At 74.2% G+C, this 12,692-nt stretch carries 10 protein-coding genes; 2 read left to right on the top strand and 8 right to left on the bottom strand.

Translation table 11 applies throughout. The features are described from left to right. The first annotated feature begins 87 nt into the window (after positions 1 to 87). A complete protein-coding gene (gene lgt / locus ACIQRW_RS12825) occupies positions 88 to 1,092 on the top strand; it encodes a prolipoprotein diacylglyceryl transferase (RefSeq protein ID WP_403758237.1) in 1,005 nt (334 codons plus the stop codon). Positions 1,093 to 1,152: 60 nt separating this feature from the next. Here lgt and ACIQRW_RS12830 read toward each other — a convergent pair whose 3' ends face one another. Genes ACIQRW_RS12830 through ACIQRW_RS12860 form a run of 7 tightly spaced genes read right to left on the bottom strand, consistent with a single transcriptional unit; the run spans position 1,153 to position 9,050 of the window. Next, the gene (locus tag ACIQRW_RS12830) at positions 1,153 to 2,019 is read right to left on the bottom strand and encodes an HpcH/HpaI aldolase/citrate lyase family protein (protein WP_403758239.1); all 867 of its coding nucleotides are present in this window, start codon (positions 2,017 to 2,019) and stop codon (positions 1,153 to 1,155) included. Beyond that, positions 2,016 to 3,215, bottom strand: coding sequence for a CaiB/BaiF CoA transferase family protein (locus tag ACIQRW_RS12835; RefSeq protein ID WP_403758242.1), 1,200 nt, complete (start codon positions 3,213 to 3,215; stop codon positions 2,016 to 2,018). The genes ACIQRW_RS12830 and ACIQRW_RS12835 overlap by 4 nt, the downstream gene beginning before the upstream one ends. Next, positions 3,212 to 4,096, bottom strand: coding sequence for a ribokinase (gene rbsK / locus ACIQRW_RS12840; RefSeq protein ID WP_403758245.1), 885 nt, complete (start codon positions 4,094 to 4,096; stop codon positions 3,212 to 3,214). The genes ACIQRW_RS12835 and rbsK overlap by 4 nt, the downstream gene beginning before the upstream one ends. Next, positions 4,093 to 5,460, bottom strand: a complete 1,368-nt coding sequence (locus ACIQRW_RS12845) for an ADP-ribosylglycohydrolase family protein (RefSeq protein WP_403758248.1) — start codon at positions 5,458 to 5,460, stop codon at positions 4,093 to 4,095. Before ACIQRW_RS12845 ends, rbsK begins: the two co-directional genes overlap by 4 nt. Continuing rightward, the gene (locus ACIQRW_RS12850; protein ID WP_403758251.1) at positions 5,457 to 6,650 is read right to left on the bottom strand and encodes an ADP-ribosylglycohydrolase family protein; all 1,194 of its coding nucleotides are present in this window, start codon (positions 6,648 to 6,650) and stop codon (positions 5,457 to 5,459) included. Before ACIQRW_RS12850 ends, ACIQRW_RS12845 begins: the two co-directional genes overlap by 4 nt. Next, positions 6,577 to 7,914 carry an ADP-ribosylglycohydrolase family protein gene (locus ACIQRW_RS12855; protein ID WP_403758254.1) on the bottom strand — a complete coding sequence of 446 codons (1,338 nt, stop codon included), beginning with the start codon at positions 7,912 to 7,914 and terminating at the stop codon, positions 6,577 to 6,579. The genes ACIQRW_RS12850 and ACIQRW_RS12855 overlap by 74 nt, the downstream gene beginning before the upstream one ends. Next, positions 7,911 to 9,050: an ADP-ribosylglycohydrolase family protein gene (locus ACIQRW_RS12860; protein WP_403758257.1), complete on the bottom strand. Its 1,140-nt coding sequence runs from the start codon at positions 9,048 to 9,050 to the stop codon at positions 7,911 to 7,913. The genes ACIQRW_RS12855 and ACIQRW_RS12860 overlap by 4 nt, the downstream gene beginning before the upstream one ends. 311 nt (positions 9,051 to 9,361) lie before the next feature. Here ACIQRW_RS12860 and ACIQRW_RS12865 point away from each other — a divergent pair, with 311 nt between their 5' ends. Further along, positions 9,362 to 10,093, top strand: coding sequence for a VIT1/CCC1 transporter family protein (locus tag ACIQRW_RS12865; protein WP_403758260.1), 732 nt, complete (start codon positions 9,362 to 9,364; stop codon positions 10,091 to 10,093). A 213-nt stretch (positions 10,094 to 10,306) separates the two neighbouring features. On the opposite strand, the gene ACIQRW_RS12870 is transcribed toward ACIQRW_RS12865, so the two are convergent. Then, complete coding sequence (locus tag ACIQRW_RS12870) at positions 10,307 to 12,436, bottom strand: FG-GAP repeat domain-containing protein (protein WP_403758263.1); 2,130 nt, start codon at positions 12,434 to 12,436, stop codon at positions 10,307 to 10,309. Positions 12,437 to 12,692 lie beyond the last annotated feature (256 nt).

Consider the following 12,692-nt stretch of genomic DNA (forward strand, 5'->3'; position numbering starts at 1 on the left):
GGGCCGCGTGAGGGCGGTCCCCGTTACCCAGAAGTTGCCGGGGAGCTTGCCGTACCCACCGCCCGGCAAGGTAGCGTCGACCTCGCCATGAATCTTGCCTTCATCCCCAGTCCGTCGACCGGCGTGATCGAGCTCGGCCCGATCCCGCTCCGCGGCTACGCGTTCTGCATCATCATCGGTGTCTTCGTCGCCGTCTGGTTCGGCAACAAGCGCTGGGTAGCCCGGGGCGGCAAAGCCGGCACCGTGGCCGACGTCGCCGTCTGGGCGGTGCCCTTCGGCCTCGTCGGCGGCCGGCTCTACCACGTGATCACCGACTACCAGCTGTACTTCAGCGACGGTGAGGACTGGGTCGACGCCTTCAAGATCTGGGAGGGCGGCCTCGGTATCTGGGGCGCCATCGCGTTCGGCGCCGTCGGGGCCTGGATCGCCTGCCGCCGCCGGGGCATCCCGCTGCCGGCCTGGGCCGACGCACTGGCCCCGGGCATCGCCATCGCCCAGGCCATCGGCCGCTGGGGCAACTGGTTCAACCAGGAGCTGTACGGCAAGCCCACCGATCTCCCCTGGGCGCTGGAGATCAGCGAGGGCCCGAACCGGGTCGCCGGGACGTACCACCCGACCTTCCTGTACGAGTCGCTGTGGTGCATCGGCGTCGCGCTCCTGGTCATCTGGGCCGACCGCCGCTTCCGGCTCGGCCACGGACGGGCGTTCGCGCTGTACGTCGCCGCCTACTGCGCGGGACGCGGCTGGATCGAGTACATGCGGGTCGACGAGGCCCACCACATCCTCGGCCTCCGCCTGAACGTGTGGACCGCGATCATCGTCTTCGTCCTCGCTGTCGTCTACATCGTGATCTCCGCGAAGATCCGTCCGGGCCGCGAGGAGATCGTCGAGCCCGACCGGGACGCCGCCCCCGCGAAGAAGGACGGCCCCACCGACGAGGACGGCTCCGACGAGAACGGCTCCGACGAGGGCGGCTCCGCGAAGGCGGACGCCGCCGAGAAGGACCCGCTCACGAAGGACGAGCCCGGCAAGGACGCCACCGCCGAGAACGCCGAAGCGGCCGGCGCAGCCGGGGCAGCCGAGAAGAGCTGACCGGCCGCGCCCTCGGGCGCACCCCCGCACACCTCCCGCTCGCCGGGCGGGCCCGCAGTCTCAGGCCCGCCCGGCGAGCGCAATCGTTCTGCGGGCGGACGCCACCACCGCCGCGTCCACGAACCTCCCGTCCGGCAGCGCCAGCGCCCCCTCCTCCACCGCCGAGGCCGCGACGATCTCCTCGGCCGCCTCGATCTCCTCGGCCGTCGGCCGGAACGCCCGCTCGATCACCGGCAGTTGCCGCGGGTGGATCGCCGCCCGGCCCAGCAGCCCGAGCGCCCGCCCCCGCCCGCACGAGGTCCACAGCCCGTCCAGGTCCCGGACGTCCGGGAACACCGACTGGGCGGGCGGCGGAAGGGCCGCCGCCCGGGCCGCCATCACGACGCGGCTGCGCGGCCAGTCGAGCCCGACGTCCTCCCGTACGCCCAGGTCCGCCCGCAGGTCCGCCTCGCCCAGGGCGATGCCGTGCACGGCGTGATGGGCCGAGGCGATCGAGTACGCGTGCTCGACCGCGAGCGCCGACTCCAGCAGCGGATACAGCGGTACGCCCGGGGCCACGGCCGCCACATGGGACACCGAGACCGCGTGGGTGATCTTCGGCAGCCGGAACGCGGCCAGGCCAGGCAGCTCCGCCAGCGCCCGGATGTCGTCCTCGCCGTGCACCCGGACATGGACCGGCACCGCGTCCGGAGCCGCCGTGACCTGGTCGCCGAGGAGTTCGGCGGTGGCGGAGCGTGCGTACTCCTTACGGTCCGGGGCGACGGCGTCCTCCAGATCGACGATCACCACGTCCGCCCCGCTGCCCAGCGCCTTGGCCACCACCTCCGGCCGGTCCCCGGGCACGTACAGCCAGGTCAGCGGCGGCCGGCCGACGGGCGGCGGCGGGCCGTCCGGCAGCGGCGGGGCCGGGATCGGCCGGCCCGTCACAGCGCCCCCTGGTCGCGCAGCGCCGCGATCCGGGTCTCCGAGAGGCCGAGGCCGGCCAGGATCTCCTCGGTGTCCGCGCCGTGCGGCCGGCCGGCCCACCGGATCCCGCCGGGGGTCTCCGAGAGCCGGAAGAGGACGTTCTGCATCCGCAGCGGCCCCAGCTCCGGGTCGTCGACCTCGGTGACGGTGTCCAGCGCCCGGTACTGCGGGTCCTCCATCACCTCCCGTACGTCGTGGATCGGCGCGACGGCCGCCTCCGCCTTCTCGAAGCCGTTGAGCACCTCCTCGCGGCTGTGCCGGGAGATCCAGTGGCCCACGGCCGCGTCCAGCTCCTCGGTGTGTTCGGCCCGGGTGGTGCCCGCGCCGAACCACGGCTCGTCGATCAGCTCCGGGCGCCCGACGAGGCGCATCACCCGCTCGGCGACGGACTGGGCGGAGGTGGAGACCGCGACCCAGTGGCCGTCGGCGGTGCGGTAGGTGTTGCGCGGGGCGTTGTTGCGGGAGCGGTTGCCGGTGCGCGGCTGGACGTAACCGAGCTGGTCGTACCAGAGCGGCTGCGGGCCCAGCACGGTGAGGATCGGCTCGATGATCGCCAGATCCACCACCTGCCCCTCGCCGGTCTTCTCCCGCCCGGCGAGCGCGGCCATCACCGCGTACGCCGTGGCCAGCGCCGCGATGGAGTCCGCGAGCCCGAACGGCGGCAGCGTCGGCGGTCCGTCCGGCTCCCCGGTGATCGCCGCGAAGCCGCTCATCGCCTCGGCGAGCGTGCCGAAGCCGGGGCGGTGGGCGTACGGGCCGAACTGGCCGAAGCCGGTGACCCGGGCCAGCACCAGACGCGGGTTGACGGCGTGCAGCTCCTCGGGGCCCAGGCCCCAGCGCTCCAGGGTCCCGGGCCGGAAGTTCTCGATGATCACATCCGTCTCGGCGGCCAACTCCACCAACACGTCCCGGCCGCCGGGCGCGGACAGGTCGAGGGTCAGGGTGCGCTTGTTGCGGCCGAGCAGCTTCCACCACAGGCCGATCCCGTCCTTGGCGGGCCCGTGCCCGCGTGAGGGGTCCGGTTTACGGGGGTGCTCGACCTTGATCACATCGGCGCCGAAGTCCCCGAGCATGGTGGCCGCGAGCGGTCCGGCGAAGAGGGTGGCCAGGTCGATGACCTTCAGCCCGGTCAGGGGTCCTGCTGCGGTGGCGCTCATGAGGCCTCGATCTCGCTGCGGTAGGGCATGGACGTGGACGCGCCGGGTTTCTGGACGCAGAGCGCGGCGGCCGAGGAGGCGAACGCCACGGCTTCGGCCACCGGCCGCCCCTCGCCGAGCGCCACGGCCAGCGCCCCGACGAAGGTGTCCCCGGCGCCGGTCGTGTCGACGGCGATCACCGAAGGGGCCTCGAAGAGCACCGGCTCGCCGCCCCGGGCCGCGTACAGGCAGCCCTTCGCACCGAGCGTGACGATGACCTCGGGCACCAGGCGGAGCAGGATCTGGGCGGCGGCGTGCGGTTCCTCCTGCCCGGACAGCTCGGCGGCCTCGTGCTCGTTGGGCACCAACAGGTCGATGTGGTCGAGGAGTTCATCAGGCAAGGGCTGTGCGGGGGAGGGGGTGAGGATGGTCCGTACACCTTGGGCGCGGGCCGCGCGGGCTCCCTCCACCACGGCGGACAGGGGGAGTTCGAGCTGCATCAGCAGCAGATCCGCCGCGGCGATCGCCGCGATCTCCCCGGGCCCGAGCGCGGTGACGACGCCGTTCGCGCCGGGGACCACCACGATCGCGTTGGCCCCGCTGTCGTCCACCACGATGTGCGCGGTGCCGCTGGGGCCCTCGGCGGTGTGCAGGAGGTCGGTGTCCACCCCCGCGTGTTCGAGGCCGTCGCGCAGCAGGGTGCCGTAGGCGTCGTCGCCGACCGCGCCGATCATCGTCACCTCCCCGCCCGCGCGGGCGGCGGCGACGGCCTGGTTGGCGCCCTTGCCGCCGGGGACCGTCCGGAACTCCCGTCCGGTGACGGTCTCGCCGCGTCCCGGGGCGCGGGCGGTGTAGGCGACGAGGTCCATATTGGTGCTGCCGAGCACCGCGATGCGGGTCATGGGCGCAGAGCCTCCTGGTGGGTCAGTGCGGCGAGGGTGTCGAACCCGGTCCGGTCGAAGCCGGGTACGGAGGTGGCGAGCCGGTTCTTCAGCGGAGCCGTCCAGTGGTCGGGCAGGGCGTCCGGCCCGCCCGCGAGGAGTCCGGCCAGCGATCCGGCGGTCGCTCCGTTGGAGTCGGTGTCCCAGCCGCCGGAGACCGCGAGGCCGATCGACCGGGTGAAGTCGCCGTCGGCGTGGGTGAGGGCGGCGGCCAGCAGCGCGGCGTTGGGCAGCACGTGCACCCAGTGGTGGGTGTCCGCGTAGACGGCGTGCAGCCGGTCCACGACGACGTCGAACTCCCCTTCCGTACGGGCCGTTTCGATGCCGAGGCGGATCGCGCGGGCGTACCGCGAATGTGGCGGCACCACCCGCAGTCCGGCGGCCAGGCAGCCGTGCACATCGCTCTCGCCGCCGGCCGCGACGGCGAGGGCTGCCGCTGTGAACATCGCGCCGTAGACCCCGTTGCCGGTGTGGGTGAGGACCGCGTCGCGGTGGGCCTGGGCGGCGGCTCCGGCCGGGTCGCCGGGGTGCGTCCAGCCGTGCACGTCGGCCCGGATCTGCGCGCCGATCCACTCCCGGAACGGGTTGCGGCGGCGGGCGGTCCCCGGGGGCTCGACGCCCGCGAGGAGGTTGCCGTACGCGATGCGCTCGGCGGTGAAGGTCCGCCCGGCCGGCAGTGCGTCGAGCCAGAGCCGGGCCAGGTCGGCGGTGGTGAAGGAGCGGCCGTGCCGTTGGAGCAACAACAGGGTGAGAAGCGGGTGGTTGAGGTCGTCGTCCTCCGGCATGCCGTCGATGTTCTCGGCCAGGGACGTGGGGGCCGAGCGGCGGTTCCAGGGGTGGGCGGCCAGCAGTTCGGCGGGTACGCCGTGTGCGGTGAACCAGCTGGTCAGGGGCCAGTTGCCGGTGGCGCGGGCCAGGGCGCGGATGCCGTCCAGGGGCAGCTTCTCGACCGGTTTGCCGAGCAGGCAGCCCGCCGCCCGGCCGAGCCACGCCGCGTGCAGTCGGTCCCGGCCGACGACGGGCGCGCTGTCCACCGGGCTGGGCCAGTGCGGGCAGGCGGCCACGATCTCGTCCAGCCCGGTCGGCTCGTCCGCCGCCAACGGCGAATCCAGCAGCGCGAGTTCGTCGAGAAGCAGTTCAGCCAGTGCGCGCAGGCGCGGCGGTGCCGGCGGCTCGGAGGCGCCGGCCCGGCCCGGGGCGGGGGCGCCCCCGGCCGCGTACCACCGCTCCTCGATCTCCCGGGCGTCCCGGCCGTCCTGCGCGGCCTGCCGCAGCTCGTGACCGACCAGGTCCTCGGGCTGCACCCAGGTGAGACGGACGTTCACCGCTCGCCGGCCAGCGCGCCGAACGCCTGCTCATGGGCCCGGCGGCGCTCCAGGTCCCGGGCGAAGACCTCCCGGGCCACCTGTGCCAGCACCCCCGCCGGGGCGTCCAGGTCCAGCCGGCTCGCCTCCGCGACCGTGGCGGCCCAGTCGGCGGGGACCTCGCCGCCCAGCGCGCCCACGATCGCCCCGCTCATCGTTGCGATGGAGTCGCAGTCCCGCCCGTAGTTCACCGAACCGAGCACCGTACGCCCGTAGTCACCGCCCCCGACCAGCAACATCCCGAGCGCGATGGGAAGTTCCTCGATGGCGTGCAGCCGGGAGGGGCGGCGTGCGCCGAGCGAGGGGTTCCGGTAGTCGGGGCCGACCGTGTCGAAGGGCTCCACGGCCGCCCGCAGCGGGGCGAGCGCGGATTCGAAGTCCTCGTGGCGCACGGCCACTTCGGCGACCGCCTCGATCGCGGACCGGGTGCCGTCCCTGGCCGTGGAGAGGGCCGCGTCGACCACGGTGCCGGGGGTGGCGCCCGGGCGGCAGGCGGCGGCGACGGCGGCGGCGAAGACCCCGGCGGCCTCCCGGCCGTAGGAGGACTGGTGGGGGGCCGCGACCTCCAGCGCCTCGGCGTACGCGGCCTCCGGGTGACCGGCGTTGACCAGCCCGACCGGGGCCATGTACATCGCCGCCCCGCAGTTGACGATGTTGCCCGCACCGGCCTCGCGCGGGTCGACGTGCCCGTAGTGCAGCCGGGCCACGATCCACTTCTCCGCCAGGAAGATCCGCTGGAGGGGGAGGGCCTGTGCCTCCAGCTCCGGGATCCAGCGGGGCGACAGCAGGTCCGGGACGAGGTGGTCCGCGACGGCGTACGCGTCGAGGTGGTCGCGGACCCGGTCGTAGACCCGGATCAGGGCGTGGGTCATCAGGGTGTCGTCGGTGACGTGTCCGTCGCCCTTGTGGTACGGGGCGATGGGGCGCGCGGTGCGCCAGTCCTCGCCGTACCAGGGGCCGACGACCCCGGTCACCCGGCCGCCGTGGCGCTCGGCGATCTGCTCGGGGGTCCAGCCCTCGACCGGGCCGCCGAGGGCGTCGCCGACGGCGGCTCCGACGAGGGCCCGGCGGATGCGTTCATCGAGTCCTGGCGTGGTGGGGGAGGGGCGCGGGGCCGAGAGGGCGGCTTCCATGGCCGTTGTGGGCGTCATGCCGGAATTGTCCACCCGAGGTGGCCGGTTCCGTGGCTGCCAGCAGCCCGGCGAGTTCGATCAGGTCCGTGCCCGCGAGCCGGGGCAGCGCACAGCCCGCCAGCGTTCGGCACGCCTCGCGCCAGCCCGCCGGCACGGCGGTGACCGAGCCGATCGCCCCGGTCAGTGCCCCGGCCAGGGCGGGCGCGGAGTCCGCGACCCGGGACAGGCAGGCGGCGGCAGGGATCGCCTGGGCGATCTCGCCCCGGGCCGCGGTGGTGAGGGCCAGGGCGACCGGAACGGTCTCCGCCGCCGCGATCCCGTAGCTGTAGACGTGGTCCACGATCTGGTGTTCCAACACCGGGACCAGGGCGAACGCCCCGGCGGGCTCGTCCGCGAACTCCCGGGCCAGGCGGACGGCGTGCGCGGCGTTGCGGGCGATCTCGGTGCCCTCGGGGAGCTGGGCGAGGGCCGCGTTCACCACGGTGTCGACGTCCGCCCCGGCCAGTGCCACGGCGATCGCGGCGGCCACGGCCCGTGCCCCGTGCACCCCGTCGCCGTCCTGGGTGTAGCGGGCGTCGAACTCGGCGAGCGCCGCCGCCTCTTCCGGGTCGCCCGGGTGGACCACGGCGAGGACGGCGGCCCGTACGCAGGCGGCGTCGTCGAAGTAGTGCGGGTTGTCGTGCCCGCTGGCGGGGGGCCGCAGCCCGGCGGCCAGGTTGCCGAGCCCGGCCCGCACCGAGATCCGGGCCCGCAGCGGGAGTACCGCGGCCTCGACCTCGGGGGCCCGGGCGCTGGCGGCGGCGACGGTGGCGGCCAGCGCGTTCCAGGCCCGGTCGACCGCGTCCCGCATCCGGCGGCCGGGGGCCAGGCCCACCGCGTCGTCGGCCGCCGCCAGCACCGTACGGGCGGCGAACGCGGCCCACTCGGCGTCGTCGGACGGGCCGAGCCGCAGCGGCTCGGGCGGCTGGTTGAGGGCGATGGGCACCGGGAGCGTGGTGGTGGCGTTCTGCTCGGCGAAGGTGTCCAGCTCCCGGGTGAGCCGCCGGGTCCACTCGGGCATCCGGGCCGCCCGGTGCCGGGCGGCGGGCCACCCGGCGGCGTCGCCCGCCGCGAGACCGAGCAGCAGCCCCTCGATCCGGGCGCGGCGGGAGGGGGTGGGGGCCCCGGGGGCGGCCGTCGGCCCGGCCGCGTCGCGTGCCGTCTCCGCCGGGCCTCCCGCGGGCCCTCCGCGTGGCGTGGTCACGGCCGGTCCGCCTCCGGTCGCCTCGCCCGACGTCGTCATCGCCGGTCCTCCCCTACGGGTACGGAGGAGGCCGCCGCGGACGCCATGTCCCGTACGGCCCCGAAGGGAGCCGCCACCGCCGCCAGGTCCCGTACGGCCGACGGCTCGCGGCCGCCGCCCCGCTCCTGCGCGGACCCCGCCGACCCGGTCCCGTCCGGGTCCTCCGGGGTCAGCAGTTCCGCGATGTCCAGCACGTGGTATCCGCGCATCGAGGGCAGGCAGCTGCCCCGGACCGGGCCGATCGCGCCCGCCCAGTCCGGCGGGATGGCGCTCTCCCCGTTCAGCGCCCCGGCCAGGGCGCCCGCCACCGCCGCCGTCGTGTCCGCGTCGCGGCCCATGTTGACGGCCGTGAGCACCGCCGTCCGGAAGTCCCCGCGCGCCGCCGTGAACGCCCCGAACGCCAGGCCCACCGCCTCCGGCGCGAGGTCCGTCCACGGGTAGCCGGCGATCACCACCGCCGAGCGCACCGCCCGCTCCATCGTGAGCCGGTCGGGGTAGGGCCGCTGGGCCGCCGCCACCGCCCGGCGCAACGACCGGGCCGTCCAGGAGTCCATCGGGACCACCGAGAGCGCGGCCGCGATCACCGAGGCGAGGCCCGAGCCGACCATGGCCGCCGCCACCCCGGCCGCGACCGCCTGGCCCCCGTAGATCCCCTCGCCCTCGTGGCTGACCCGGCCGTCCACCGCGACCAGCCGGGCCGCCTCGGCGGGGCGGCCCGCCGCGAAGACCCCGAAGGGGGCCGCCCGCATCGCGAGCCCGTCGCTCCAGGCGTGCCGGTGCTGGGCCGAGATCGGCGCGGCCAGGCCCCGGCGCAGGTTCTCCAGCGTGCCGCGCTCGCTGAACCCGGCCCCCCGGAACGGGCCCTCGTCCAGATCGGCGATCCAGTGGTGCCAGGCCCGCTCCACATGGGAGACGGCGAGCGCCGAGCCGTGCCGGGCCAGCAGCAGCCCGGAGAAGATCGCGTACTCCGTGTCGTCGGTGCCCGCCGGATCATCGCTCACGAAGCCCTCGATCCGCCCCCAGCGGCGGCGGATCTCGGAGGGCCGCAGGTTCTCCGCCGGGGCGCCGAGCGCGTCCCCGACCGCCAGTCCCAGCAGCGCACCCCTGGCCCGGTCATTGCCGACGGCCGTGTTCATCGCGTCGCCCTTCGCTCGTCCGGCGGTGTGCATCCGCATCCGAGTCCGGATCCGATGCCGTTTCCGGGCTCTGTCCGCATCTGTGCCACGCGGAGGGCGAAGGGAGGCGGGAAACACCGGGAAAGGGGCCAGGCGGATGACGGCCCAGATAGCTAAGGCTGGCCTTTCTTCGCAGGTCAGAGCGGTGGTAAGCCAGGCCTGGCTTGCTGGCGGCGGTCATCCGGACGGCGTAGTTTGGACTTTGTCGAAAGTTGTATTCAGCGGGGAACGGCGGGGTGACGGCCCGCCGGAGCGAAGGGGAGAAGCACGCCGTGGCCATCATCGAGACCGAAGCCGTCCTGCACGAGGCGCACCGGGACAACCACACCCATCGGGATGTGAACGGCGGCTGGCTGCGCCCCGCCGTCTTCGGCGCGATGGACGGTCTGGTCTCCAACCTCGCCCTGATGACCGGGGTCGCCGGCGGCGCCGTCTCCCAGCAGACCATCGTGATCACCGGTCTGGCGGGGCTCGCGGCCGGGGCCTTCTCCATGGCGGCGGGCGAGTACACCTCCGTCGCCTCGCAGCGTGAGCTCGTCGAGGCCGAGCTCGACGTCGAGCGCCGCGAACTCCGCAAGCACCCCCAGGACGAGATGGCCGAGCTGGCCGCCCTCTACGAATCCCGCGGCGTGGACGCCCCGCTGGCCCGCGAGGTCGCCCGGCAGCTGTCGCGCGACCCGGAGCAGGCGCTGGAGATCCACGCCCGCGAGGAGCTCGGCATCGACCCCGGCGACCTGCCCTCGCCGCTCGTGGCCGCCGTCTCGTCGTTCGGCGCGTTCGCGCTCGGCGCCCTGCTGCCCGTCCTGCCCTACCTCCTCGGCGCGAGCGCCCTGTGGCCCGCGGTGCTCCTCGCACTGATCGGCCTGTTCGCCTGCGGCGCGGTGGTGGCCCGGGTGACCGCCCGCAGCTGGTGGTTCAGCGGGCTGCGCCAGCTCGCCCTGGGTGGCGCGGCGGCGACGATGACGTACGGACTCGGCACCTTGTTCGGTGTGGCGGCCGGCTGACGGAGCACCTCCCCCGGCGGTACGGCCAGGCCGGTGCGGAGCGCGGGAGACCTGCGCGTACCGGAACCCGCGGCGTACAGGTCGCCTCCGGCGTACAGGTCGCTCCGCGTACGCGTTTCACCGGTCCCGGTTCTCTCCGGTGACGGTTTCTCCCGTGCGCGGCAAAGGCACGGCTCGCCTCGGGCCGTGCCTTCGCCGGCTCACTCACGATCGTTACCGGATACCGGCGAAGCTCTTCCAGCCGGTGCCGATCTTGACTCCCGTGCCGATGCCCCCTGTGCCGTTGCCGGCGTACCGGTAGAGGTCTCCGCCCGTCGTACGGCCCAGGACGTCGTCCGTGCCGTCGCCGGTGAGGTCGCCGATGCCGACGATGTCGGCCATCCCGCCCCAGCCGGTGCCGATCTTCACGCCGTTGCCGATGGCGCCCCTGCCGGTGCCGTCGTACCGGTACAGGTCGCCCGCGGCGGTGCGGGCGACGAGATCGGCGTGCCCGTCGCCGTTGAGGTCCCCCGCGCCGACGATGGTCAGGTTCTTCCAGCCGTTGCCGATCTTTCCGGTCCGGGTGAGGCCGCCCGCGGCGGTGCCCGCGTACAGGTACAGGTCGCCGGTCGCGGTCTCCCGGGCCACCAGGTCGGGCCGGCCGTCCGCCGTGAAGTCGCCGGAGCCGGTCAGGCCGTCGAAGGCCTTCCAGCCGCTGCCGATCTTCTTCGCCGGCCCCTGGGGCGTGACGACGCTGCCCCGCTGCGGGCTGTGGCGGTACAGGTCGCCCGCGCTGTTGGTCACCAGGGTGTCGTTCGCCCCGTCACCGTCGAGATCCCCGAAGGGGATCAGCGTGGAGGTCGTGGGCCAGGTCCCGCCGTCGGCGGTGCCCGGCAGCTTCCCCGCGGCGTCGCCCCGGTACACGCGCAGCGAACCGTTCGTCCCCCGCGCGTAGAGGTCGGGGAAGCCGTCGTCGCCGACGTGGTCCCGGTGCGTCGGCTTCGCCGCTCCGGTGGCCGTCGCCCAGACCTGATCGATCGGGTAGTAGTCACTTGTCGTGCCGAGCCGCTTGTTCCATACGGCGACCGCGCTGCCGTCCGGGCCGGCGGCGACGGAGCCCACCGTGTGGAGGTCGGCCCGACCCACGTACAGCGGTTTGGGCCAGGTGCCCTCCGAGCGGACCAGCGCCCACAGGTCGCCTTCGAATGTCGTCCACATGACCGCGAGTGAGCCGTCCCGGCCGATGTCGGGGACCCAGAACCTGGACGCTTCGCTGTTCTCGACCAGGGTGCGGATCGGCGACCACGTCCCGTTCACCGCGCGGCTCGCCGTCCGGAGCTGGGCGCCTTCGAATTCCCAGAGAGCCGTCACCCGGCCGTCCGGTTCGAGCTGCGGCGCGAGCGTGGAGTTCCTGGCCTCGTCGACGGGAAGGTATTCGGTCCGGCCCCACGTCGTGCTGCCGGCCGGGCGGTAGACGAAGGAGCGGCCGGAAGTGATCCCGGACCAGCTGACCAGGGCAGCGCCGTCGGGTGCGGCCTGCACGTCGAGTTCGCCCGGGTTCGAAGCGTCGTCGTTCCTGATGACCTCGGGGACACTCCAGGCGACCGCCCCCGCCGCCCGGGTCGAGACCCGCAGCGCCTCCGGTCCGGAGATGTCGGCCTGCCAGGCGACGGTCACCGTGCCGTCGCCCGCCGCTGCCGCCCGCAGTTCGTAGGCCGACCCGCTGCTGATCTGCACCGCCTGCGACCAGGCGGCTCCCCGCTCCGCGAGGTCGGAGGTGAAGACCCCCACGTCGCTCTCGTCCTCGCCCGGGGTCGGGTTCCCGTTCCAGACAGCGGTGAGGCGGCCGCCGGGACCGCTCACCAGCATGAGGTCGTACCCGAAGAGCGCGGACGTGATCGGCGCGGGCGCCGTCCAGGACGCGGCGCCAGGCAGCAGCGCCGAGGTGCTGTGCGAGTCGAAGCGATCCGAGGTGAAGCGGTCCCAGGAGACGGTGGCGGAGCCGTCCAGGCCCATGACCAGGTGCACGTCGGACACACGTTGCTGATCGGTGGCGATCCGGACCGGAGCGCTCCACGCGGTGGCACCGGCCGGGCGGGTGGCGCCCCACAGCTCCTGAGGGCCGTCCTTGGTACCGCTGATCCACACCGTGACTGCGGTGCCATCGGTCGTGACCTTTACACCCGAGCCGGTGTTGGCGCCGCGCTCGTCCGTCAGCGCGGCGGGCGTCCCCCACGCCCGCTCGGCGGCGGAGGCGGCGGGAGTCCCCACGACGAGGGCTGTGGTGAGGCCCGCGCCGACGACGCCGAGCGTCAGGGTGAGCGTAGGTACGAGTGCGATGCCGATGATCTTGATGCGGCGCATGTGTTCCCCCCTGCTGTCCATTGACAAACGCCCTGAATCTAGCAAGGGGGAACGGCCCCCACCAGCGGCTTTTCCGCCTCCCGGCGCCTGCGTCGACCTCTCGGTGTGACGTACGTCGTGACGCACCCCTCTGGGCGGAGGACGCGGGGCGGTCGTAAAGTGGGGCACTATGCAGGGCTACACATAAGTAGCCATTACTCGGCGGTTTCAATTCCGTGTCCGCCGGGAAATAGCCGTAGACACCGCAGGCAACGAC

Origin of the sequence: Streptomyces sp. NPDC091287 (assembly GCF_044768525.1) — a bacterium.
Classification (GTDB): Bacteria; Actinomycetota; Actinomycetes; order Streptomycetales; family Streptomycetaceae; genus Streptomyces.